The sequence below is a fragment of the Pseudomonas sp. P179 genome (genome assembly GCF_000478485.2).
Taxonomy (GTDB): domain Bacteria; phylum Pseudomonadota; class Gammaproteobacteria; order Pseudomonadales; family Pseudomonadaceae; genus Pseudomonas; species Pseudomonas aeruginosa.
Window position 1 is genome coordinate 4,866,373 of sequence record NZ_KI517354.1, and the last position, 23,404, is coordinate 4,889,776.

The 23,404-nt window shown below is 67.7% G+C and carries 21 protein-coding genes; 11 read left to right on the top strand and 10 right to left on the bottom strand.

The features are described 5' to 3' along the window. The first annotated feature begins 5 nt into the window (after window positions 1–5). A complete protein-coding gene (locus tag HMPREF1224_RS34645) occupies window positions 6–1,421 on the top strand; it encodes an amino acid permease (protein ID WP_010793865.1) in 1,416 nt (471 codons plus the stop codon). A 125-nt stretch (window positions 1,422–1,546) separates the two neighbouring features. On the opposite strand, the gene HMPREF1224_RS34650 is transcribed toward HMPREF1224_RS34645, so the two are convergent. After that, window positions 1,547–2,362, bottom strand: a complete 816-nt coding sequence (locus HMPREF1224_RS34650; RefSeq protein ID WP_003159593.1) for a sulfite exporter TauE/SafE family protein — start codon at window positions 2,360–2,362, stop codon at window positions 1,547–1,549. A gap of 106 nt (window positions 2,363–2,468) precedes the next feature. Here HMPREF1224_RS34650 and HMPREF1224_RS34655 point away from each other — a divergent pair, with 106 nt between their 5' ends. Next, window positions 2,469–3,257 (top strand): AraC family transcriptional regulator, encoded by a 789-nt coding sequence (locus HMPREF1224_RS34655; RefSeq protein WP_003103062.1) that lies wholly within the window; start codon window positions 2,469–2,471, stop codon window positions 3,255–3,257. On the opposite strand, the gene prpD is transcribed toward HMPREF1224_RS34655, so the two are convergent. The 6 genes from prpD to HMPREF1224_RS34685 all read right to left on the bottom strand — a co-directional run bounded on the left by prpD (window position 3,235) and on the right by HMPREF1224_RS34685 (window position 11,746). Next, a complete protein-coding gene (gene prpD, locus HMPREF1224_RS34660) occupies window positions 3,235–4,719 on the bottom strand; it encodes a 2-methylcitrate dehydratase (RefSeq protein ID WP_003103059.1) in 1,485 nt (494 codons plus the stop codon). The two genes, HMPREF1224_RS34655 and prpD, sit on opposite strands and share 23 nt — an antisense overlap. 134 nt (window positions 4,720–4,853) lie before the next feature. Beyond that, complete coding sequence (prpF, locus tag HMPREF1224_RS34665) at window positions 4,854–6,041, bottom strand: 2-methylaconitate cis-trans isomerase PrpF (protein ID WP_003103056.1); 1,188 nt, start codon at window positions 6,039–6,041, stop codon at window positions 4,854–4,856. 118 nt (window positions 6,042–6,159) lie between these two features. Further along, on the bottom strand, window positions 6,160–8,766 hold the full coding sequence (gene acnD / locus HMPREF1224_RS34670; protein WP_010793866.1) for a Fe/S-dependent 2-methylisocitrate dehydratase AcnD: 2,607 nt from the start codon (window positions 8,764–8,766) through the stop codon (window positions 6,160–6,162). A 130-nt stretch (window positions 8,767–8,896) separates the two neighbouring features. Then, window positions 8,897–10,024 carry a bifunctional 2-methylcitrate synthase/citrate synthase gene (prpC, locus tag HMPREF1224_RS34675; protein ID WP_003103050.1) on the bottom strand — a complete coding sequence of 376 codons (1,128 nt, stop codon included), beginning with the start codon at window positions 10,022–10,024 and terminating at the stop codon, window positions 8,897–8,899. 92 nt (window positions 10,025–10,116) lie between these two features. Then, complete coding sequence (gene prpB, locus HMPREF1224_RS34680) at window positions 10,117–11,013, bottom strand: methylisocitrate lyase (protein WP_003103044.1); 897 nt, start codon at window positions 11,011–11,013, stop codon at window positions 10,117–10,119. A gap of 10 nt (window positions 11,014–11,023) precedes the next feature. Further along, window positions 11,024–11,746 (bottom strand): GntR family transcriptional regulator, encoded by a 723-nt coding sequence (locus HMPREF1224_RS34685; RefSeq protein ID WP_003085635.1) that lies wholly within the window; start codon window positions 11,744–11,746, stop codon window positions 11,024–11,026. A gap of 117 nt (window positions 11,747–11,863) precedes the next feature. On the opposite strand from HMPREF1224_RS34685, the gene HMPREF1224_RS34690 reads away from it, so the two are divergent. Next, complete coding sequence (locus HMPREF1224_RS34690) at window positions 11,864–12,514, top strand: class I SAM-dependent methyltransferase (protein ID WP_074198675.1); 651 nt, start codon at window positions 11,864–11,866, stop codon at window positions 12,512–12,514. A gap of 13 nt (window positions 12,515–12,527) precedes the next feature. On the opposite strand, the gene HMPREF1224_RS34695 is transcribed toward HMPREF1224_RS34690, so the two are convergent. After that, on the bottom strand, window positions 12,528–14,519 hold the full coding sequence (locus HMPREF1224_RS34695; RefSeq protein ID WP_074198676.1) for a DEAD/DEAH box helicase: 1,992 nt from the start codon (window positions 14,517–14,519) through the stop codon (window positions 12,528–12,530). A 655-nt stretch (window positions 14,520–15,174) separates the two neighbouring features. On the opposite strand from HMPREF1224_RS34695, the gene HMPREF1224_RS45680 reads away from it, so the two are divergent. From HMPREF1224_RS45680 to HMPREF1224_RS34720, 5 genes are all read left to right on the top strand, one after another. Next, complete coding sequence (locus tag HMPREF1224_RS45680; RefSeq protein WP_003085639.1) at window positions 15,175–15,471, top strand: DUF3649 domain-containing protein; 297 nt, start codon at window positions 15,175–15,177, stop codon at window positions 15,469–15,471. Further along, complete coding sequence (locus tag HMPREF1224_RS34705) at window positions 15,468–16,988, top strand: PepSY-associated TM helix domain-containing protein (protein WP_003103038.1); 1,521 nt, start codon at window positions 15,468–15,470, stop codon at window positions 16,986–16,988. Before HMPREF1224_RS45680 ends, HMPREF1224_RS34705 begins: the two co-directional genes overlap by 4 nt. After that, the gene (locus HMPREF1224_RS34710; RefSeq protein ID WP_003114195.1) at window positions 16,988–17,311 is read left to right on the top strand and encodes a DUF3325 domain-containing protein; all 324 of its coding nucleotides are present in this window, start codon (window positions 16,988–16,990) and stop codon (window positions 17,309–17,311) included. The genes HMPREF1224_RS34705 and HMPREF1224_RS34710 overlap by 1 nt, the downstream gene beginning before the upstream one ends. Window positions 17,312–17,396: 85 nt before the next feature. Beyond that, window positions 17,397–17,837, top strand: coding sequence for a VOC family protein (locus tag HMPREF1224_RS34715; protein ID WP_003085641.1), 441 nt, complete (start codon window positions 17,397–17,399; stop codon window positions 17,835–17,837). Between the two features lie 31 nt (window positions 17,838–17,868). Beyond that, a complete protein-coding gene (locus HMPREF1224_RS34720; protein ID WP_003123018.1) occupies window positions 17,869–18,690 on the top strand; it encodes an aldo/keto reductase in 822 nt (273 codons plus the stop codon). Between the two features lie 209 nt (window positions 18,691–18,899). On the opposite strand, the gene HMPREF1224_RS34725 is transcribed toward HMPREF1224_RS34720, so the two are convergent. Further along, window positions 18,900–19,127, bottom strand: coding sequence for a hypothetical protein (locus tag HMPREF1224_RS34725; protein WP_003085644.1), 228 nt, complete (start codon window positions 19,125–19,127; stop codon window positions 18,900–18,902). Between the two features lie 560 nt (window positions 19,128–19,687). Here HMPREF1224_RS34725 and HMPREF1224_RS34730 point away from each other — a divergent pair. From HMPREF1224_RS34730 to HMPREF1224_RS34740, 3 genes are all read left to right on the top strand, one after another. After that, window positions 19,688–20,083 carry a DoxX family protein gene (locus tag HMPREF1224_RS34730; protein ID WP_003106627.1) on the top strand — a complete coding sequence of 132 codons (396 nt, stop codon included), beginning with the start codon at window positions 19,688–19,690 and terminating at the stop codon, window positions 20,081–20,083. Between the two features lie 626 nt (window positions 20,084–20,709). Continuing rightward, window positions 20,710–21,477 (top strand): N-acetylmuramoyl-L-alanine amidase AmpDh3, encoded by a 768-nt coding sequence (gene ampDh3 / locus HMPREF1224_RS34735; protein ID WP_003106625.1) that lies wholly within the window; start codon window positions 20,710–20,712, stop codon window positions 21,475–21,477. 68 nt (window positions 21,478–21,545) lie between these two features. Beyond that, the gene (locus HMPREF1224_RS34740; protein ID WP_003085649.1) at window positions 21,546–22,019 is read left to right on the top strand and encodes an SRPBCC family protein; all 474 of its coding nucleotides are present in this window, start codon (window positions 21,546–21,548) and stop codon (window positions 22,017–22,019) included. Window positions 22,020–22,070: 51 nt separating this feature from the next. On the opposite strand, the gene HMPREF1224_RS34745 is transcribed toward HMPREF1224_RS34740, so the two are convergent. After that, a complete protein-coding gene (locus HMPREF1224_RS34745) occupies window positions 22,071–23,387 on the bottom strand; it encodes an Nramp family divalent metal transporter (RefSeq protein WP_003106624.1) in 1,317 nt (438 codons plus the stop codon). Between the last annotated feature and the right edge of the window lie 17 nt (window positions 23,388–23,404).

Below are 23,404 nucleotides of genomic sequence, written 5' to 3' on the forward strand. Positions count from 1 at the left end.
TTCCCATGTCGTCTGTCGGCGAACAGAAGGTTCAAGACGGCTCCCTGAAGCGCGAGCTCGGTGAGCGACACATCCGCCTGATGGCGCTCGGCGCCTGTATCGGCGTCGGCCTGTTCCTGGGCTCGGCGAAGGCCATCCAGATGGCCGGCCCGGCCATCATGATCTCCTACATCCTCGGCGGCCTGGCGATCCTGGTGATCATGCGCGCCCTCGGCGAGATGGCGGTACACAATCCGGTGGCCGGTTCCTTCAGCCAGTACGCCAAGGACTACCTGGGCCCGCTGGCGGGCTTCATCACCGGCTGGAACTACTGGTTCCTCTGGCTGGTGACCTGTGTCGCCGAAATCACCGCCGTCGCCGTCTACATGGGTATCTGGTTCCCCGACGTGCCGCGCTGGATCTGGGCCCTGGCGGCCCTGGCGAGCATGGGCACGATCAACCTCATCGCGGTGCGTGCCTTCGGCGAGTTCGAGTTCTGGTTCGCCCTGATCAAGATCGTCACCATCCTGGCGATGGTGGTGGTCGGCATCGGCATGATCGCCTTCGGCTTCGGCAACGACGGCATCGCCACCGGCATCTCCAACCTCTGGGCCCACGGCGGCTTCATGCCCAATGGCATCCAGGGCGTGCTGATGTCGCTGCAGATGGTGATGTTCGCCTACCTCGGGGTGGAAATGATCGGCCTCACCGCCGGCGAAGCGCGTAACCCGACCAAGACCATTCCCAGCGCGATCAACTCGGTGTTCTGGCGCATCCTGCTGTTCTATGTCGGCTCGCTGTTCGTGATCATGTCGCTCTATCCGTGGAACGAGATCGGCACCCAGGGCAGCCCCTTCGTGATGACCTTCGAGCGCATGGGCATCAAGACCGCCGCCGGGATCATCAACTTCGTGGTGATCACCGCCGCACTGTCGTCCTGCAATGGCGGCATCTTCAGTACCGGGCGCATGCTCTACAGCCTGGCCCAGCATCGCCAGGCCCCGGCCTTCTTCGGCAAGGCCTCGCGCAGCGGCGTACCGCGCCGGGCGCTGATCCTGTCGATCCTGGCGCTGCTGCTGGGCGTGTTGCTGAACTACCTGGTGCCGGAGAAGGTATTCGTCTGGGTGACTTCCATCGCCACCTTCGGCGCGATCTGGACCTGGGCGATGATCCTGCTGGCCCAGTTGCGCTTCCGCAAGACGCTCAGCCCGGCCGAGTGCGACAAGCTGCAATACCGCATGTGGCTGTACCCGGTCAGTTCCTACCTGGCGCTGGCGTTCCTGGTGATGGTGGTGGTGCTGATGGCCTTCTTCGAGGACACCCGCATCGCCCTCTACATCGGCCCGCCGTTCATCCTGCTGCTGACCGTCCTGTACTACGCCTTCAACCTGGCGCCGAAGGAGCCTTCCGGCACCGGCTCGGTAAGCCGCGCGGCGTCCTGAGCGGTGTAGCGCCGGAAAAGAAAAGGGGCCTCGGACGAGGCCCTTTTTTCGTTGCGCCGATATCCGGTCCGGTGCATCCGGCGGATAACGCCGTTGGCGTTATTCGCCCTACCCAGGCTGGGGCATCAGCCCGCCAGCATGCTCAGCATCACCGCCGCCAGCAGGCCGACGTACACCCGTGCATGCAGCGCATCGGGAATCCGCCCGATCAGCGGGGTCGCCAGGCGGATGCCGAGCCAGCCGCCGCCGGCCAGGGTGGCGAAGGCCAGCAGGTCGATGTAGCCGACGAAGCCTCGGCCCAGGCCTTGCTCCTGGTAGCCGGCCAGGACCAGGTAGGTAAGGGTGCCGCCAAGAGCCACCGGCAGGCTCAGCGGGTTGGCCATGGAGGTCGCCTGGGTCATGCTCAGCCCGCAGCGGCGCAGCAGTGGTACGGTCATCACGCTGCCTCCGACGCCGAGGAAGGTGGCGATCGCACCGATCAGCGTTCCGCCCAGGCGCGTCTCGCCGACGCCCAGCGGCCGCGCCTGGCGCTCCTCGGCGCGGCTGAGGAAGCCGCGACGCAACAGGCAGTCGAGGATGGTGATGGCGAGGTAGGCGACGAAGGCCAGGCGAATGAAGTCGCCGCTGGCCAGGCCGACCAGCGCCGCGCCAAGCACCGCGCCGATACCGATGTACGCGCCCAGCGGCCAGACATAGGCGCGCAGCAGGCTGCCGGCGCGCCGGTGGCGATAGGTGGCGAGGGCGGCGTTGACGATCATCACGCAGGTCGAGGTGGCCACCGCGACCTGCATGGCCGCCTGGGCCAGCGGGTCGTCGGCGGCGCGACCGAGTTGCAGCAGGTGATAGAGCAGCGGCACCACCACGAAGCCGCCGCCAAAGCCGAACAACACGGCGCTGACCCCGGTGAGGCAGCCGCAGAGAAAGAGCAGGAGATAGAACATGGCGGGTTTCCGGAGCGAGAGCGGAAGGCCAGCTTAGGCGTCCCGGGGCTGGCCCGCTTCGCGAGGTTGGCCAATACTATTCGCGTTTCGGCCAAGTGCTTCGACCATGCGCAACGCTTCCATCGAGCAGTACGACGCCACGCCCCGGGCCGTGGTGGCCATGGGTACCGACTATCCCGACGGCTACCTGCTGCCGCGCCATCGGCATCGTCGCGCGCAATTGCTGTACGGTGCCAGCGGGGTGATGCAGGTGCGTACCGGCGACGCCGGCTGGGTGGTGCCGCCACAGCGCGCAGTGTGGATTCCGCCGGGCGTCGAGCACGAGGTGCGAATGCTCGGGGTGAGCACCCGCAGCCTGTACATCGAGCCCGGCAGCGCCATGGCGATGCCGGCGCACTGCCAGGTGCTGGCGGTGTCGCCGCTGCTGCGGCAACTGTTGCTGGCGGCGGTGGACATGCCCCTGGAATACGACACCGAAGGTCGCGACGGCGCGTTGGCGACGCTGTTGCTCCATGAGCTGGCGGCGGCCGAGACGCTGCCGCTGCACGTGCCCTTGCCGCCCGAGCCGCGCTGGCTGGCGCTCTGCGAGGCGTTCCTCGTCGAGCCCGACATCCGCGCCAGCGCCGAACGCTGGGCCGGGTTGCTGCATACCAGCCTGCGCAGTTTCAACCGCACCTTCCGTCGCTACACCGGCCTCAGCTTCGGTGCCTGGAAGCAACGCGCCTGCGTGGTGCAGGCACTGGCGCGGCTGGCCGGCGGCGAAACGGTCACCGCCATCGCCCTAGACTGCGGCTACCAGAGCCCGGCAGCCTTCTCGACCATGTTCCGCCGGGTCCTCGGCCAGCCGCCCAGCGCCTTCCAGGCGGGCGCGCTCAGATCGCCAGGAGGTCCATGAAGCGGTTCACCGGCGTGGCTTCCAGCGATGCCTGGTGGCTGCACAGGTCGAAGATCCTCTGGCAGCGCTGCGGCGGGAAGCGCGTGGCCAGGTTGGCCTTGAACTTCTCCTGCAGCAGCGGGATGCCTTCGGCGCGCCGGCGGCGATGGCCGAGCGGGTACTCCACGGCGACCTGGCCGGTGCTGCTGCCGTCGTCGAAGAATACTTCCACGGCGTTGGCGATGGAGCGCTTGTCCGCCTCCAGGTATTCACGGCTGTAGCGCGGCTCCTCGACGATCTCCATTTTCTCGCGCAAGCGGTCGATCAGCGGGTGGGCGGCGTGGAAGGCGTCCTCGTAGTGCTCGGCCACCAGGTCGCCGAAGATCAGCGGCACGGCGGTCATGTACTGCAGGCAATGGTCGCGGTCGGCGGGGTTGGCCAGCGGGCCGACCTTGGAAATGATGCGGATCGCCGACTCGTGGGTGGTGATGACGATGCGGCTGATCCGTTGCAGGCGGTCCTTCACCAGCGGATGCAGGCGCACGGCGGCCTCGGCGGCGGTCTGCGCGTGGAATTCGGCGGGGAAGCTGATCTTGAACAGCACGTTTTCCATCACGTAGCTGCCGTAGCCCTGGGGGAAGCTGAAGCGCCGCTTGTCCTCGGGCTTGGTCGCCAGGTCCTTGCTGGTGTGGCTGAACAGGACATCGTAGAAACCCCATTGCGGCGCGCTGAGCACGCCGGGGATGCCCATCTCGCCGCGCAAGGCGATGTCCGCCAGGCGCACGCCGCGGCTCGTCGCGTCGCCAGCGGCCCAGGACTTGCGCGAGCCGGCGTTCGGTGCGTGACGGTAGGTGCGCAGGGCCTGGCCGTCGACGAAGGCGTGGGAGAGGGCGGCCAGCAGTTGCTCGCGGTCGGCCCCCATCAGCTTGGCGCAGACGGCGGTGGACGCGACCTTGACCAGCAGCACATGGTCGAGGCCGACGCGATTGAACGAGTTCTCCAGGGCGATCACGCCCTGGATCTCGTGGGCCATGATCATCGCTTCCAGTACCTGGCGCATGCTCAGCGGCGCTTCGCCGTTGGCCAGGCGTTTCTGCGAGAGGTGGTCGGCGACGGCGAGGATGCCGCCGAGGTTGTCCGAGGGATGGCCCCACTCGGCGGCCAGCCAGGTGTCGTTGTAGTCCAGCCAGCGGACGATGCAGCCGATGTCCCAGGCGGCCTTGACCGGGTCGAGCCGGAAGGAGGTGCCCGGCACCCGCGCGCCGTGCGGGACCAGGGTGCCCTCGACCAGCGGGCCGAGGTGCTTGGTGCATTCCGGGAAGCGCAGCGCCAGCAGGCCGCAGCCGAGGGTATCCATCAGGCAGTTGCGGGCGGTGTCCAGGGCCTCCGTGGAATCGATGCGGTAGTCCAGCACGTAGTCGGCGATGTCCTGCAGGACGGCGTCGTAGTCGGGACGTTGGTTGAGATCGACGTTGGCACTCATCGCGTACTCCAGTGGTTCGTAAGTGGTGGGTTTCCTCTCGGGTCAGGCTGGTTCGGGGATGGTTTTTCTTGTCGTGGCTGCAAGACGCCCCGGCCTTTCGCGGTGGCGGAAGGCCGGGGCAAGGATAGGTCGGTTCAGAAGGCGTCGCCGGGTACGCGCACCCAGCCTTCCATGAGGATTCGCGCGCTGCGGCTCATGATCGCCTTGGTCACCGTCCATTCGCCGTTCGCCTGGCTGGCCTCGGCGCCCACTCGCAGGGTGCCGGAGGGATGGCCGAAGCGTACCGCGCTGCGTTCGCCGCCGCCGGCGGCGAGGTTCACCAGGGTGCCGGGAATGGCTGCGGCGGTGCCGATGGCCACCGCCGCGGTACCCATCATCGCGTGGTGCAGCTTGCCCATGGACAGCGCGCGGACCAGCAGGTCGATATCGCCGGCCGCCACCAGCTTGCCGCTGGCGGTGCGGTAGTCGCGGGGCGGGGCGACGAAGGCGATCTTCGGCGTGTGCTGGCGGGTCGCGGCTTCCTCGGGGGTCTTGATCAGGCCCATGCGCAGGGCGCCGGCGACGCGGATCCGTTCGAAGCGCGCCAGTTGCTGCGGGTCGCCGTTGATCTCTTCGCGCAGCTCGGTGCCGCGGTAGCCGATCTCCTCGGCATTGACGAACACCGTGGGAATCCCGGCGTTGATCATGGTCGCCTTGAAGGTACCGACCCCCGGCACCTCCAGATCGTCCACCAGGTTGCCGGTGGGGAACATGGCGCCGCCGTCCTCGCCGTCGTCGGACGGGTCGAGGAACTCCAGCACGATCTCGGCCGCCGGGAAGGTCACTCCGTCCAGCTCGAAGTCGCCGGTTTCCTGGACTTGGCCGCCGCTCACCGGCACGTGGGCGATGATGGTCTTGCCGATATTGGCCTGCCAGATGCGCACCTCGCAGATGCCGTCTTCCGGTATCCGCGCCGGATCCACCAGCCCGGCGTGCAGGGCGAAGGCGCCGGCCCCGGTGGAGAGGTTGCCGCAGTTGCCGCTCCAGTCGACGAAGGGCTTGTCGATGGAGACCTGGCCGTAGAGGTAGTCGACGTCATGGCCCGGCTGGCTGCTCTTCGAGAGGATCACGCACTTGCTGGTGCTGGAGGTGGCGCCGCCCATCCCGTCGATGTGCGCGGCATAGGGGTCGGGGCTGCCGATCACCCGCATGAACAGCCGATCGCGCGCCTCGCCGGGGACCCGGCAGGATTCCGGCAGGTCTTCCAGGCGGAAGAACACGCCCTTGCTGGTGCCGCCGCGCAGGTAGGTGGCGGGGATGCGGATCTGGGGTGGGTGGGCCATGCGTCGTCGTCCTCGGCAATCGAATTCAGGGGCAGCGGCTGCGTTCGACAGCCGCTGCCGGTCGTCGGCGGATGACGCTACGCGTCGTCCGTCCTACCAGGGTGTTTCGCCGGCGCCATCAGGCGCCGGCCGCCTCCAGGAAGTCCTGGGCGAAGCGTTGCAGTACGCCGCCGGCTTCGTAGATGGAGACTTCCTCGTCGCTGTCCAGGCGGCAGGTCACCGGCACTTCGAGCCGCTCCCCGTCGCGCCGGTGGATGACCAGGGTCAGGTCGGCGCGCGGCCGGCGAGCGCCGAGCACGTCGAAGGTCTCGCTGCCGTCGATCCCCAGGGTCAGGCGGGTGGTACCCGGCTTGAACTCCAGCGGCAGCACGCCCATGCCGATCAGGTTGGTGCGGTGGATGCGCTCGAAGCCCTCGGCGACGATCGCCTCCACCCCGGCCAGGCGCACGCCCTTGGCTGCCCAGTCGCGCGAAGAACCCTGCCCGTAGTCGGCGCCGGCGACGATGATCAGCGGCTGCTTGCGCTCCATGTAGGTCTCGATGGCTTCCCACATGCGCATCACCTTGCCTTCCGGCTCGACCCGCGCCAGCGAACCCTGCTTCACGCTGCCGTCGGCGTTGCGCACCATCTCGTTGAACAGCTTCGGGTTGGCGAAGGTCGCGCGTTGTGCGGTGAGGTGGTCGCCGCGGTGGGTGGCGTAGGAGTTGAAGTCCTCCTCGGGCAGGCCCATTTTCGCCAGGTATTCGCCCGCCGCGCTGTCGGCGAGGATCGCGTTGGACGGCGACAGGTGGTCGGTGGTGATGTTGTCCGGCAGCACCGCCAGCGGGCGCATGCCGCGCAGGGTGCGTTCGCCGGCGAGGGCGCCTTCCCAGTACGGCGGGCGGCGGATGTAAGTGCTCGTCGGGCGCCAGGCGTAGAGCGGGTCGACCTTCTCGCGCTCGCCGTGGGTGATGTCGAACATCGGGATGTAGACCTGGCGGAACTGCTCGGGCTTCACCGCCGCCCTGACCACCGCGTCGATCTCCTCGTCGCTCGGCCAGAGGTCCTTCAGGCGGATCTCCTTGCCGTCCACCACGCCGAGCACGTCGCGCTCGATGTCGAAGCGGATGGTCCCGGCGATGGCGTAGGCCACCACCAGCGGCGGCGAGGCGAGGAAGGCCTGCTTGGCGTAGGGGTGGATGCGCCCGTCGAAGTTGCGGTTGCCGGAGAGCACCGCGGTGGCGTACAGGTCGCGCTCGACGATCTCCTGCTGGATCGCCGGGTCGAGGGCGCCGGACATGCCGTTGCAAGACGTGCAGGCGTAGGCCACCACGCCGAAGCCGAGGGCTTCCAGGTGCGGCAGCAGGCCGGCTTCGCGCAGGTATTCGGTGACCACCTTGGAGCCGGGTGCCAGCGAGGTCTTCACCCATGGCTTGCGGACCAGGCCGAGGCGGTCGGCGTTGCGCGCCAGCAGGCCGGCGGCGATCACGTTGCGCGGGTTGCTGGTGTTGGTGCAACTGGTGATCGCGGCGATGATCACCGCGCCGTCCGGCATCAGGCCCTCGGCTTCCTCGGCGCGGGCCCGCTCGAGGTTGCCGGCGATGCCTTTCGCCGCCAGTTCGCTGGTGGCGACCCTGGCGTGCGGATTGGACGGGCCGGCCATGTTGCGCACCACGCTGGACAGGTCGAACTTCAGTACCCGCTCGTACTCGGCGTCGACCAGGCTGTCGGCCCAGAGTCCGGCGGTGCGCGCATAGGCCTCCACCAGGGCGACCTGCTCGTCGTCGCGGCCGGTGAGGCGCAGGTAGTCGATGGTCTGCTGGTCGATGGCGAACATCGCCGCGGTGGCGCCGTATTCCGGAGCCATGTTGGAGATGGTCGCGCGGTCGCCGAGGGTCAGGCTGGAGGCGCCTTCGCCGTAGAACTCCAGGTAGGCGCCGACCACCTTCTGCTTGCGCAGGAACTCGGTCAGGGCCAGCACCACGTCGGTGGCGGTGATGCTCGGCTGGCGACGGCCGCTCAGCTCGACGCCGACGATGTCCGGCAGGCGCATCCAGGAGGCGCGGCCGAGCATCACGTTTTCCGCTTCCAGGCCGCCGACGCCGATGGCGATCACGCCCAGGGCGTCGACGTGCGGGGTATGGCTGTCGGTGCCCACGCAGGTATCGGGGAAGGCCACGCCGTCGCGCGCCTGGATCACCGGCGACATTTTCTCCAGGTTGATCTGGTGCATGATGCCGTTGCCCGGCGGGATCACGTCGACGTTGCGGAAGGCCTGCTTGGTCCAGTCGATGAAGTGGAAGCGGTCCTCGTTGCGGCGGTCCTCGATGGCGCGGTTCTTGGCGAAGGCCTCGGGGTCGTAGCCGCCGCATTCCACCGCCAGCGAGTGGTCGACGATCAGTTGCACCGGCACCACCGGGTTGACCTGGGCCGGGTCGCCGCCCTTGTCGGCGATGGCGTCGCGCAGGCCGGCGAGGTCGACCAGAGCGGTCTGCCCGAGGATGTCATGGCAGACCACCCGCGCCGGGTACCAGGGGAAGTCGAGGTCGCGCTTGCGCTCGACCAGTTGGCGCAGCGAAGCCTCCAGGGTCGCCGGGTCGCAGCGGCGCACCAGGTTCTCGGCGAGCACGCGGGAGGTATAGGGCAGCTTGGCGTAGGCACCGGGCTGGATCGCCTCGACCGCCTCGCGGGCGTCGAAGTAGTCCAGGCGGGTGCCGGGGAGCGGTTTGCGGTGTGCGCTGTTCATGGCTCGGACTCAATCACGGGGTGTTCGGAAGCGTGTCGCTCGCGCCGTGGCGCAGCCCACGCCGGCCTTTCGAATTCTGGGTGCGGCAACCGTCCGGCGCGCTCGCGTTCGGCGCGCCGGACGGCGTGGATCAGCGTTGCTCCAGCGGCACGAACGCGCGCTGCTCGACGCCGGTGTACTCGGCGCTCGGGCGGATGATGCGGTTGTTGGCGCGCTGTTCGAAGACGTGGGCGGTCCAGCCGCTGGTCCGCGAGCAGACGAAGATCGGCGTGAACAGCTTGGTCGGGATGCCCATGAAGTGATACGCCGAGGCGTGGTAGAAGTCGGCGTTGGGGAACAGCTTCTTCTGCTCCCACATGGTCTTGTCGATGGCCTCGGAAACCGCGAACAGGACCTTGTCGCCGACCTCGTCGGCGAGCTGCTTCGACCAACCCTTGATCACTTCGTTGCGTGGGTCGGAATCCTTGTAGATGGCATGCCCGAAGCCCATGATCTTGTCCTTGCGCTCGAGCATCTTCAGCAGCTCGGCGGTGGCTTCCTGCGGCGAAGAGAAGCGTTCGATCAGTTCCATCGCCGCCTCGTTGGCGCCGCCGTGCAGCGGGCCGCGCAGCGAGCCGATGGCGCCGGTGACGCAGGAGTAGAGGTCGGACAGGGTCGAGGCGCAAACCCGCGCGGTGAAGGTGGATGCGTTGAACTCATGCTCGGCGTAGAGGATCAGCGAGACGTTCATCACCTTCACGTGCAGCTCGCTGGGCTTCTTGCCGTGGAGCAGGGCGAGGAAGTGCCCGCCGATGGTCGGCTCGTCGCTGTTGCAGTCGATGCGCTGGCCTTCGTGGGTGAAGCGGTACCAGTAGGTCATGATCGCCGGGAAGGCGGCGAGCAGGCGGTCGGCGACGTCGCGCTGCTGGTCGAAGCTCAGCTCCGGTTCCAGGGTGCCGAGGACCGAGGCGCCAGTGCGCATCACGTCCATCGGGTGGGCGTCCTTGGGAATCCGTTCGAGAACTTCCTTCAGCGCCTGCGGCAGGTCGCGCTGGCCCTGGAGCTTCTTCAGGTAGGCGTCGAGCTGTTGCTTGTTCGGCAGTTCGCCGTAGAGCAGCAGGTAGGCGACTTCCTCGAAGATCGCCGCCGCCGCCAGGTCGCGGACGTCGTAGCCACGGTAGGTCAGGCCGGCGCCTTCCTGGCCGACGGTGGACAGGGCTGTCTGACCGGCCACCTGGCCACGCAGGCCGGCGCCACTCAGTACTTTTGCTTCAGCCATTGCTCTCTCCTTTCTTGAACTTTTTCTGGATGCTGCAACTCGGTTTCACGGGGTTCGCGGACCGGCGCTCAGGCGCACGCCGGGCTCGATGTTCAGGCGTTCTTCTTCTGCGCGAAGAGCGCGTCGAGCTTCTGCTCGAAGCTGTGGTAATCGATGCGATCGTACAGCTCCATGCGGGTCTGCATGGTATCGATCACATTCTTCTGGGTGCCGTCGCGACGGATCGCGGTGTAGACGTTCTCCGCCGCCTTGTTCATGGCGCGGAAGGCCGACAGCGGGTAGAGCACCAGGGACACGTCGGCGGAGGCCAGTTCGTCGGTGGTGAACAGCGGGGTGGCGCCGAACTCGGTGATGTTGGCCAGCACCGGCACCTTCACCGCGGCGGCGAATTCCTTGTACATGGCCAGTTCGGTCATGGCTTCCGGGAAGATCATGTCGGCACCGGCCTCGACACAGGCGCAGGCGCGGTCGATGGCGGCCTGCAGGCCTTCCACGGCCAGCGCGTCGGTGCGCGCCATGATCACGAAGGAGTCGTCGCTGCGGGCATCGACGGCGGCCTTGATGCGGTCGACCATCTCCTGCTGCGAGACGATCTCCTTGTTCGGCCTATGGCCGCAGCGCTTGGCGCCGACCTGGTCCTCGATATGCATCGCGGCGGCGCCGAACTTGATCATCGACTTCACCGTGCGGGCGACGTTGAACGCCGAGGAGCCGAAGCCGGTGTCGACGTCCACCAGCAGCGGCAGGTCGCAGACGTCGGTGATCCGGCGCACGTCGGTGAGCACGTCGTCGAGGCCGCTGATACCCAGGTCCGGCAGGCCCAGGGAACCGGCGGCGACACCGCCGCCGGACAGGTAGATGGCCTTGAAGCCGGCGCGCTTGGCCAGCAGGGCGTGGTTGGCGTTGATGGTGCCGACCACCTGCAGCGGGTGTTCGGTGGCCACGGCTTCGCGGAAGCGCTGGCCGGGGGTAAGGGACGTCTGGCTCATCACGGACCTCTTAGACGGTGGAGGAAGCGGAGGCGAGCTTCGCCGGCTGGGGTTCCAGCTGGCGCTCGATATTGCGGCGCGACGCACTGATGTGGCGGCGCATCAGCAGCTCGGCCAGTTCGCCGTCACGGTCGGCGATGGCGTCGAGAATGCGGTGGTGTTCGGCGAAGGCCTGGCGCGGCCGGTTCGGCGTGGTCGAGTACTGGATGCGGTACATCCGCACCAGTTGGTAGAGCTCGCCGCAGAGCATGCGGGTGAGAGTGGCGTTGCCGCTGCCCTGGATGATCCGGTAGTGGAAGTCGTAGTCGCCTTCCTGCTGGTAATAGCCGCGCCCGGCCTGGAACGCCTCGTCGCGCTCGTGGGTATCGAGCACCCGGCGCAACTCGTCGATCTCGGCCTGGCTCATGCGCTCGGCGGCCAGTCGGCAGGCCATGCCTTCCAGGGACTCGCGGATCTCGTAGAGCTCGATCAGCTCGGCGTGGCTCAGCGACACCACCCGCGCCCCGACATGCGGCACCCGCACCAGCAGGCGCAGGCCTTCCAGGCGGTGGATCGCCTCGCGCAGCGGGCCGCGGCTGATGCCGTAGGTGCGCGCCAGCTCCGGCTCGGAGATCTTGCTGCCCGGCGCGATCTCGCCGCTGACGATGGCGCTCTGGATCTTGCGGAAGACGTGTTCCGACAAGGTCTCGCCGTCGTCATGGGCAATCTCGAGAGGGGGTGGGTTCTGGGTCATGGTACTGGCTGTCCGGGTCGATGTGTCGACAATGTTTGCGAAAGCTACCGCCTGGATTGCGTGGGGTCAATCATTCGTCGCTTGATTGTCGACAATCGTCTAATGCATCGCTGGTCTATGCTTTCCCCTCCAGCCGCTGTGCCAGGAGAGAGTTTCATGGGCATCTATGACCGTTACGTGTTGCCGCGCCTGATCGACTTCGCCTGCGGCATGGGCGACGTGATGAAGCAGCGTTCGCTGCTGGTGCCGCGCGCCCATGGGCGGGTGCTGGAGATCGGTCTGGGCACCGGGCTCAACCTGGGCTTCTACGACGCGGCGAAGGTGTCGGCGATCGTCGGTGTCGACCCGGCCGCGCAAATGCAGGCGCTGGCCCGCGAGCGCGCGGCGCAAATCGGCATCCCGGTGGAAATGGTCGCCCTCGAGCTTGGCGAGATCCGCGCCGAGGCGGAAAGCTTCGACACCATCGTCTGCACTTTCACCCTTTGCTCCATCGCCGCGCCGCTGCCGGCGCTGGGCGAGATGCGTCGGGTGCTGAAGCGTGGCGGCGAATTGCTGTTCTGCGAGCATGGGCGCGCGCCGGACGCCTCGGTGCTGGCCTGGCAACGGCGCCTGACGCCCTGGTGGAAACCGCTGGCCGGCGGTTGCCACCTGGACCGCGACATGCCGGCCTTGCTGCGCGAGGCCGGCTTTCGCATCGACGAGCTGGAACAGGGCTACCTGCCCGGGCCGCGGCCGATGACCTACGTCTACCGCGGCGTCGCGCGCTGAATCCGGGCGGCCCTCAGAGCGCCTTGGGCAAGGGCGCGAACAGCGCGTCGATATCGGCCTCGTCGAGCTTCCAGCCGTCGCCGTTGCCTTCGCTGAACAGGCCGTCGGCGAGGGCGGCCTTTTCCTGCTGCAGGTGCTGGATCTTCTCTTCCACCGTGCCGCGGGCGATCAGCCGGTAGACGAACACCGGCTTGTCCTGGCCGATGCGGTAGGCGCGGTCGCTGGCCTGGTTCTCCACCGCCGGGTTCCACCAGGGATCGTAGTGGATCACGGTGTCCGCCGCGGTCAGGTTGAGGCCGACCCCGCCTGCCTTCAAGCTGATCAGGAACACCGGCACCTTGCCGCTCTGGAAGCGCTGTACCGGGGCGCGGCGGTCGCGGGTCTCGCCGGTCAGCAGGACGTAGTCGACGCCGCGCTGGCGCAGGGCGTCCTCGATCAGCGCGAGCATCGAGGTGAACTGCGAGAACAACAGGACCCGGCGACCCTCGGCGATCAGTTCGTCGAGCATGTCGAGCAGGTAGGCCAGCTTGCCCGAGCTGAGCGCCCGGCCGCTGCGCGCGCCGTCTTCGTGGCGTTGCAGCAGGCGCGTGTCGCAGCAGACCTGGCGCAGCTTGAGCAGCGCCTCGAGGATCACGATGCGGCTGCGCGCCAGGCCGCGCCGGGCGATCTCCTCGCGGACCTTGCGGTCCAGCGCCAGGCGCACGGTCTCGTAGAGTTCGCGTTGCGCCTCGCTGAGTTCGACGAACTGGGTGAACTCGCTCTTCGGCGGCAGTTCCGAGGCCACCTGTTCCTTGGTCCGTCGCAGCAGGAACGGCCGCAGGCGCGCGGCCAGGTGACTGAGGCGTGCCTCGTCGCCGTGCTTCTCGATCGGCGTGCGGTAGTCCTGGGCGAACTGGCGGGCGTCGCCGAGCCAGCCGGGCATCAGGAAATGGAACAGCGACCAGAGTTCGCCGAGGTGGTTCTCCAGCGGCGTGCCGGTCAGGCACAGGCGATGCCGTGCCGCCAGCTCGCGGGCGGCGACGGCGGCCTTGGTGGTGGCGTTCTTGATGTTCTGCGCCTCGTCGAGGATCAGCAGGTGGAACCGCCGCTTGCCCAGCTCGGCGGCGTCGCGTGGCAGCAGGGCATAGGTGGTCAGCACCAGGTCGTGCTCGTCGATGCGGGCGAAGTCGCGGCGCCGGCCGGTGCCGTGCAGGGCCAGCACGCGCAGATCGGGGGCGAAGCGCTCGGCCTCGTCCAGCCAGTTGGGGATCAGGCTGGTGGGCATCACCACCAGCGCCGGCGTGTCGAGCCGCCCGGCCTGCTTTTCCAGGAGCACGTGGGCCAGCGACTGCAAGGTCTTGCCCAGCCCCATGTCGTCGGCCAGCACGCCGCCGCTGTCGAGTTCGCGCAGGGTCTGCATCCAGCTCAGGCCTTCGAGCTGGTAGGGCCGCAGTTCGGCGCGCAGGCCTTGCGGCGGGGTCGCCGGACGAGCCTGGAAACTGCGTAGGCGGCGGGCGAAGTCGCGCAGGTTGTCGCCGCCTTCCCAGGCCAGCGGCAACTCGTCGAGATCGGCCAGGCGCGCCGCGTCCGGTGCGCCCAGGCGCAGCTTGCGCTGCGGTTCGGGGTCGCCCAGGTAGAAGTCGGAAAGCGCCGCCAGCACCGGCTTCAGGCGGCCGAAGGGCAGCGCCACGCGCAGCGGCGGGTTGAGTTCCAGGCGCAGCACCAGTTGCTCTTCGTCGGCGTGCCGGGCGAGGGCGCGCGGATCGAGCAGGGCCGGACTGCGGCGGATCAGTTCGGTCAGCGCCGGCAGCAGGCTGACCCGCTGGCCGGCGACCTGGATGCCCAGTTCCAGCTCGAACCACTGGCGGTCGTCGGCTTCCTCGACCTCGGCGTACCAGGCGTCGATGGGCGTCAGGTCGTAGGCGAAGTCGGCGCGGATGTCGATGAACCAGCCTTGCTGGCGCAGGCGCGGCAGGTCGTCCTGCATGAAGTGCAGCCAGGCGTTGTCGCCGGGCAGTTCGAACATCTCGCCGGCGCTCTCCTCGAGCGCGTCGCTGCGCCGGGTCGCCGGCTTGAAGCCGAGGCGGCGCAGGGTCTCGCGGTATTCCTGCTCGTGCGCCGGACGCCGTTCGATACGCCGCTGGGCCTCCCGTGGCTCGCTGCCGGGACGCCCGGAAACCGCCTCGCCGGCATAGATGAAGGCCAGCGCCGCACGGTGCCGGGAAATGCTCTGCATGCGTCCGCTGCGCAGGTCGTAGCCGCTGTGCACGTGGCTGCCGAGGGTCAGCCGCGCATACGGCCGGGCCGGGTCGATGGCCAGGCTGAGCTGGGTGTCTGGGGCGGAGGGTGAAGTCATCCGGTATGTCCTTCGGCGAAACCAGCCGAAACCGCAAACAGCCGATATTACCAAGCTCGGCGCGCTTGCGCAGAGCGGAGATGGACGTATGGCGCGGCGGACGAATGCGACGGGATACGACCCGCACTCGTCGGACCCCGGCAATCCCTGGCGCGACGCGACCTGGCGGTCGTCCGGAGCAAGTACAAATGCGAACGTAATTGAGATACAGTCGCAAACCTTCCGAATCGACGACCGCCTCGCCACCCGCGAGCGCGGCGTCGCCGTGCCAGCCAGACGAGGTAGCGACGATGCAAGGCCCTGTTTCCACCCGGGACGCCGCCCCATGACCAGCCAGGCCCTGGCCGGCGGACTGTCCGTCACCGGCCGCATCCTCGTCGCGGTGCTGCTCGGCTACGCGCTGGCCTACGCGGTCACCGCCTGCCTGAGCATCTACCTGCCGCTGCCGCGTCCCGACCGGGTCTCGTTCGGCAGCCTCGGCTGCTTCGCCGTGTGGGTCGCGGCCATCGTCTACGCCTTCGCCGCGCGCAGCGCCTGGCGCGCCTGCTGGGTGCTGGCGCTGGCCAGCCTGGCGCTGGGCGGCCTGGCCTGGCTCGGCCTCGACTACGGAGCGCGTCCATGAACCTGCGTCAATCGATGTCCGGCCTGCATACCTGGTCGGGGCTGCTGGTCAGCTGGCTGCTGTTCGTCATCGTCTTCGCCGGCAGCCTGGCCAGCTTCGACAAGGAGCTGACCCGCTGGATGCAGCCGGACCTGCACCTGCCCGGCGCGCAGTCGCTGGGCGCCGACCAGGTGCGCGACTGGTTGCGCCAGCGCGCCCCCGATGCCCATGCCTGGTGGATGCTGCCGCCGAGCGAGCGGGCGCCCTACTGGAACGCCGGCTGGGAGCCGCGCGACGGCAGCGAGTTCAAGGTCTTTCAGCTGGACGCGGTGAGCGGCCAGCCGCTGCCGAAGACAGTCGGCGGCGAGTTCTTCTTCACCCTGCACTACGACCTGCACGCCGGCATGGTCGGCCTGTACATCGTCGGCATCGCCGGGATGCTGATGCTGGTGGCGCTGGTCAGCGGGACCATCGTGCACCGGCGGATCTTCAAGGACTTCTTCACCCTGCGCCCGCAGGCGGCGCGGCAGCGCGCCTGGCTCGACGCGCACAACGTGCTGGGGGTGATCGGCCTGCCGTTCCACCTGATGATCGCCTACACAGGCCTGGTGATCTTCATCGTCTACTACATGCAGGCGGGCCTGCAGGTGGTCTACCAGAACGATGGCGAGCGCTTCTTCCATGAAGTGCAGGGCTCCTACGAACGCGAGGAGGTCGGCCGCCCGGCGGGGCCGCCGGCGTCCATAGACGGCCTGATCGTCGAGGCCGGCAAGGTCTGGGGCGACGGCGGCGCGCCGGGCTGGATCAGCGTCCACCATCCCTATGACGAGGCGGCCACCGTGGACATCCGCCGGCGCGACGCCTCGCGCATCCTCGACGACCAGCGCACGGTCAACTTCGATGCCTCCAGCGGCGAACTGCTGCATGCCCAGCCGTCCTATGCGCCCGGCTACGCCACCTACGGCTGGCTGACCGGCCTGCACATGATCCAGTGGGGTGGCCAGTTGGTGCGCTGGATGTACCTGTTGCTCGGGCTGTCCGGGGCGATGATGATCTTCGGCGGGTTGCAGGTCTGGCTGGCCAAGCGCGAGGTCCGCGGCAGTCGTGGCGTTGGTCTGGTGCGGGCGCTGAACCTGGCGGTCTGCGGCGGCCTGCCGCTGGCCAGCCTGGCGCTGCTGTGGGGCAACCGCCTGCTGCCGACGCAACTGGCCGGCCGCGACACCTGGGAGATCCGCGTGTTTTGCGCCAGTTGGGCGCTGGTCGCGCTGTGGGCCATCGTCCGCCGCAACAGCGGGACCCTCGGTCGCACGCAACTGCGCCTCGCCGCCGTGCTGGCGCTGGGCCTGCCGCTGCTCGGCCTGCTGCGTAGCCCGGAAGGCAACCTGTTGGCCAGCCTGCAGCGCGGCGACTGGGTGCTGGCCGGCGTCGACCTCAGCCTGCTGGGCCTCGGCCTGCTCTGCGCCTGGCTAGGTTGGCGACGTCGGCAAGCGTCGAGCAAGCCCGTCCGGCGACGCCTGAACGTCCAGGAGGTGGCCTGATGCTGCTGGTCTTCGGCCTCAACCTGCTGGCTTTCACCGCTCTCTGCCTGGCCATGAACCGCCACCACAAGAACCTCCTCGGCCACGAGCCGTCGGCTCCCCGGGTGCTTCTGCTACGCGGCGTGGCGCTGCTCGACCTGGGCCTGGCACTGGCCTTCTCGATCCACCGGCAGGGCGTGGAGATCGGCATCGTCTTCTGGTCCTGCCTGCTGATGCTGGCGGCCGGCACGCTGGTCCTGCTGCTCGCCTGGCGGCCACGCTGGGCATTGCCTTGCGCCGCCGGAGTGCCGTTGCTCGGCGGGGTGCTGGCGCTGCTGCGCTGAAGGGCGCGCCGCCCATCCGTGCCTCGGGGGCGGTCCGGTCCAGCGTCTATGCTGGTGGTCGTGCTTTCCCCCGGAGGTATGCGCCATGCACACGCCCGCCAGCAACACCGTCGCCAGCGTCATTCCCTGCCTGCGTTACCGCGATGCGCCGGCCGCCATCGACTGGCTGTGCCGGACCTTTGGCTTCCAGCGCAAGCTGGTGGTGCCCGGCGAGGACGGACAGGTGCTCCACGCCGAGTTGACCTACGCCAGCCCGAACGGCGCCAACGGCATGCTGATGCTCGGCTCGAGCGTCCGCGACAACGCCTACGGTCGGCTGATGCGGCACGTCGACGAAGCCGGCGGCAATACCCAGAGCCTCTACCTGGTGGTCGCCGATCCCGACGCCCTGTTCCGCAGCGCCCAGGCCGCCGGCGCCGAGATCGTCATCGACATCAAGGACGAGGACTACGGCGGTCGCGGCTTCACTTGCCGCGATCCGGAGGGCCACGTCTGGAGCTTCGGCAGCTATGATCCCTGGGCATGAGGCCCCGTCCATTCACCACAGGAGACGCTGCATGAAAACGCTCACGCTGATCGATGGCCAGGAGGTCGCCGCCATCGGCCAGGGTACCTGGCATATCGGCGAGCAGCCCGGAGAACGCAAGCGCGAGGTCGCGGCGCTGCGCGAAGGCATCGAGCTGGGGATGACGCTGATCGATACCGCCGAGATGTACGCCGAGGGCGGCGCCGAAGACGTGGTCGGCGCGGCTATCGCGGGACGCCGCGAAGAGGTCTTCCTGGTCAGCAAGGTCTACCCGCACAACGCCAGCCGCAAGGGTCTGCCGGCGGCCTGCGAGCGCAGCCTGCGCCGGCTCGGTTGCGAAACCATCGACCTCTACCTGCTGCACTGGCAGGGCCGGTATCCGCTGGAGGAAACCATCGAAGCCTTCGAGCGGTTGCGCGACCAGGGCAAGATCCTGCGCTGGGGCGTGTCCAACTTCGACCTGGGCGACATGTACGAACTGGACGGCAGCGCCTGTGCCGCCAACCAGGTGATGTACAACCTGGAGGAACGCGGTATCGAATACGACCTGCTGCCCTGGTGCCAGGAGCGCGGCATGCCGGTGATGGCCTACTGTCCGGTGGGGCAGGGCGGCAGGCTGCTACGGCACCCGGCGCTCGGCGAGATCGCCGCGCGCCACGACGCCAGCAGCGCCCAGGTCGCCCTGGCCTGGCTACTGGAGCAGGGGGTGATCGCGATCCCGAAGGCGGTGACGTCCGCTCACATTCGCCTGAATGCAGCGGCGGCCGACCTGGAACTGAGCGCCGATGACCTGCGGGCGCTCGACCAGGCGTTTCCGCCGCCTACCCGCAAGCGAAACCTGGCGATCGTCTGAGTGGAGTACGGGAGAAACGGCCTGCGCTTGTTTCCCCTGGCCGCGGGAATATGACGAAGTTGGCGAGGAAATATTTAAAAAGGAATAAGTAAATATTTATTTCCTGCGTGGGAACTTTCTTCAACTTAACCTGTACTTTTCGCTGTCCCACAAAAAAGCCCCGTCGGGGACGGGGCTTTTCCTTGCATTCGCGCTGATGCTTGCATGATTCAGGCAGCCAGTGTTTTCTTGCGAACTCGATTGATCACTTCTTCCATTTTGCCGGAGTCGTCGTACTGCTCCGGATACAGGCGCTCGCTGTGGCAGGCCACGCCATGCTGGTCAACGATGGTGAAACTGAAGTTTCCTTTACGAGTTGCCTGGATCAGGCAGTCGAACGGCGCAAATGCGGCGGTTAGGGTGCGAATTGCATCCTGAGTACGATGTTGAATAGACATATTCTTATGTTCCTTTACTTTCACGCTTATGGAGCAGCGTATATTGCAAATGTTCCCGCTCCGTGACAGTGCCAAGAAAGCTTTGTGTCGGGGGAACGTACTGGTTATGCCGGCTTTTTTCGAAAAGAGCAAGCTGGCAGTTCAGGTACTAATCAGAGGATCGATTGGCAGGAAAGTTTCCAGGCCAAGATCCTGATCAATCTGCGGGTGGTATTGCGGGACGCCGGTCTTCCCATCGGCCCTGCATGGCAGGGGATTGCTTCAGAAGAGTGGCGACCGAAGAACCATCGGAAGGCTGTAACCCTGATGGTAGAGCCCTTTTCATCTGTGGGCCCGGTCGTGGGGTAAAGCCTGATTGACTTTCAGTTTGGTACGCAGTCCCGGATTGTATGTCTTTCGACGAAGAAAGGCCAGGACATTTTTTGAGCAGATGTCGCCCCGGCGGCGGGAATGTTTGAGCATTTGTTTCGGCGGACGCCTGCCAACCGGGCAAAGGTTATGGGCCTGGCGTCGGCGGCGCGTGGCAGGATTGCCGTTCCATCGCCGCGCCGAGGTTATCCATGCCGTCGCCCGCTCGCACGCTGCTCGTGGCCTTCGTGTCCGCCTGGTTCCTGCTGGGTGGGCTTGGCCATTTCGTCTTCACCGATTTCTTCGTCGGCATCGTCCCGCCCTACGTGCCCTGGCCGCTGGCGGCGGTGTGGGTCAGCGGGGTCTTCGAACTGCTCGGCGCCGCCGCCCTGCTGGTGCCGGCATGGCGCCGGCTGGCGGCGTGCGGGCTGTTCATCCTGACCCTCTGCGTGACCCCGGCCAACCTCTACATGTGGCAGCACCCCGACCTGTTCCCATCCTTCCCGCCGACGCTGCTGGCCGCTCGCCTGGCGCTGCAGGCGTTCCTCCTCGGCTGCATCCTGGCGCTGATGCTGGCGCGGGACGAGGCGCCGCTGGCACGACGCTAGGCGCAGGCGAAAAAAAGCCACTGTGCGGGGGTGGACAGTGGCCGGGAATGCCAGGAGATGGAAGAGCAATCGGACCTGGCGTGGATAGAGTAGTAGCCGCTCTGTCGAGGGTCTGTATGGCTATTGGTGAACTTTGTGAAGAAGTGCAAAGTAGAGCGGCCAACGGACGAACGGTGTTGCACGCGGCGGGACGCTCGCGGTAGTTTTTTCCCATGATCACGTTTCCCGTGGTCGCCCTCGAAGCCCGGCCCCAGCGCCGGGCTTCGTCGTTTCCGCCCGCCGCGCAACCGGACGCAGCGGGCGGCGACCGCTGCGAAAGGCTCTGGGGTGCGCCCGCACGGCGTCCGGCCAACTTAAAGTTCGGTTGTGCCGGGTGCTGTCATAACGCCATCTTTCAGTGGCCTCGGTGAGCCCCCGTACCCCCAGTTCGCTGGGGCTTGCCTTTGGTGTATCCCTTTTGCCCGGCCGCGTGCCGGGCTTTTTTATGCCCGGTCTTCTTCCTTCCGGTTTAGCCGGGGCCCGCGTTTCCTCGGCCGGCCCCTGAACCTCATCGCTGCATCGACGTCCCTAGCTACAGGCGAGCCTGTGGCCGGGGGCTTTCCATCATCCGCAAAAAGGTGAAAACCATGCTGACCATCGACTACAACAGCTATCGCACCACTACCCCCTACGGCAAACGCGTGCGCTTCCTGGTGCTGCACTACACCGCGCTCGACTTCGCCGCCTCGGTCAAGGCGCTGACCACCGGCGCCGCCAGCGCCCACTACCTGATCCCGGCGCCGCACGACCCCAGCTACAAGGCCGCCGGCTTCAAGGGCCAGCGCATCTTCAACCTGGTCGCCGAGGAAGACCGCGCCTGGCACGCCGGCGTCAGCGGCTGGGCGCGCCGCGACAACCTCAACGACACCTCCATCGGCATCGAGATCGTCAACCTCGCCCGCGACGACGACGGCGTGTTCACCTTCCCCGACTACGAGCGCTCGCAGATCAACGCACTCAAGCAACTGGCGAAGAACATCCTGCAGCGCTACCCGGACATGACCCCGAAGAACGTGGTCGGCCACTCCGACATCGCCGTCGGGCGCAAGTCCGACCCGGGTCCGAAGCTGCCCTGGAAGGAACTCTACGAGGCCGGTATCGGCGCCTGGTACGACGACGCCACCCGCGATCGCTATCGCGAAGGCTTCGAGCGCGACGGCCTGCCGCCGCGCGCCGACCTGCTGGAGGCGTTCCGCCTGTACGGCTATGCGCTGCCGGCGACGGTCGACGATGCCTACTTCACCAGCCTGCTGCGCGCTTTCCAGATGCATTTCCGCCCGGAGAACTACGACGGCGCGCTGGATGTGGAGACGGCGGCGATCCTCTACGCTCTGAACGAGAAATACCCGGCCTGAGCCACTAGCCACGAGCGGCCGCCCGAGGCGGCGGCCGCTTCCTTGCCCACCCCCATGGAGGACTTGCCATGACTGCCGTCGCACAGGTCGTCGCCAAGGCGGAAATGCTGATCCGCCGCCCCATCGCCGAGGTCTTCGAAGCCTTCGTCGATCCGGCCATCACCGCCAGGTTCTGGTTCAGCCGCGGCGATGCCCGCCTCGAAGCCGGGAAACGGCTGCGCTGGCACTGGGACATGTACGGGGTTTCCCAGGAAATCGAAGTGAAGGACCTGCAGACGAACCGCCGCATCCTCATCGAATGGCCGAATGGCGACAGCAACCCTTCCCAGGTGGAGTGGCTGTTCGAGGAACTGCCCGGCGCCGGGACCTTCGTCAGCATCCGCAACAGCGGTTTCGTCGGCACCCCGGAAGAGGTCATCCCGCGGGTGGTCGACGCCACCGAAGGTTTCACCCTGGTGCTGGCCGGGCTCAAGGCCTGCCTGGAGCATGGCATCGCCTTGAACCTGGTGGCCGACCGTTTTCCCCGCGGTCTCGATGGCTGAGCATTGCCTGAGTGCGCGTCCCGCACCGCGCAGCGTGCCCTCAGGCAATGCTCAGCCGAACGCGAAGTCGGCCAGCAGTTGCAGGTTCAGGCCGACGATCGCCAGCGCTACCGCCCAGGCCAGCCACCGGGTCCCGGCGCCGATCGCCAGCGGGCCCATCAGGCGCCGGTCGGAAACGAACTGTAGCAGCGGGATCACTGCCAGCGGCAACTGCATCGACAGGATCACCTGGCTGAAGATCAGCAGCCGCGCGGTGCCATCCTCGCCGTAGAGCAGGGTCACCAGCAGCACCGGCAGCACTGCGACGCCACGGGTCAGCAGGCGCCGCGCCCAGGGCGCCAGGCGCAGGCGGAGGAAGCCCTCCATGACGATCTGCCCGGCCAGGGTGGTGGTGACCGTCGAGTTGAGGCCGGACGCGAGCAGCGCCACGGCGAACAGCAGCGAGGCGAGTTCCAGGCCGAGCAATGGCGAGAGCAGCGCGTGGGCCTGCTCGATATCGACCACCTCGGTGTGCCCGTTGCGGTGGAACACGCTGGCGGCGACGATCAGGATCGCCGCGTTGACCAGCAGCGCCAGGGTCAGCGCCAGGCTGCTGTCGGCCACCGCCCAGCGCAGCGCCTGGCGCTTGCCGGCAAGGCTGCGCGGGTAGGCGCGGCTCTGCACCAGCGAGGAATGCAGGTAGAGGTTGTGCGGCATGACGGTCGCGCCGACGATGCCGATCGCCAGGTACAGGGCAGCCGGGTCGCTGAGCACCCGCGGGCTCGGCAAGAACCCTTGGAGCACCTCGCCGAGTTCGGGACGCGAGAGCAGCAACTGTACCGCGAAGCAGGCGAAGATCAGTGTCAGCAACGCCACCACGAAGGCCTCCAGCGGCCGCTGGCCACGTCCGATCAGGACCAGCACCAGCAGCGCGTCGCCCACGCAGAGCAAGGCGCCCCAGGCCAGCGGCAGGCCGAACAGCAGCTTCAGGGCGATGGCGGTGCCGATCACCTCGGCCAGGTCGCAGGCGATGATCGCCGTCTCGCAGGCCAGCCACAGCAGGCGGCAGGTGCTCGGCGAGTAGCGTTCGCGGCAGGCCTGGGCCAGGTCCAGGCCGCTGGCGATGCCCAGGCGCGCGGACAGCGCCTGCAGCAGCATCGCCATCAGGCTGGAGAGCAGGATTACCGAGAGCAGCAGGTAGCCCAGTTGCGCGCCGCCGGCGACGTCGGTGGCCCAGTTGCCCGGGTCCATGTAGCCCACCGCGACCAGGTAGCCGGGGCCGGCGAAGGCCAGCAGGCGGCGCCACCAGTGGCCGCCGCCGGGGACTTCGACCGGCTGGGCGCGACCGGGCTCGGCGGCCTGGGGGGCCGGGGTATCCTTCGCGGACATGACGAAGCTCCTGCCGG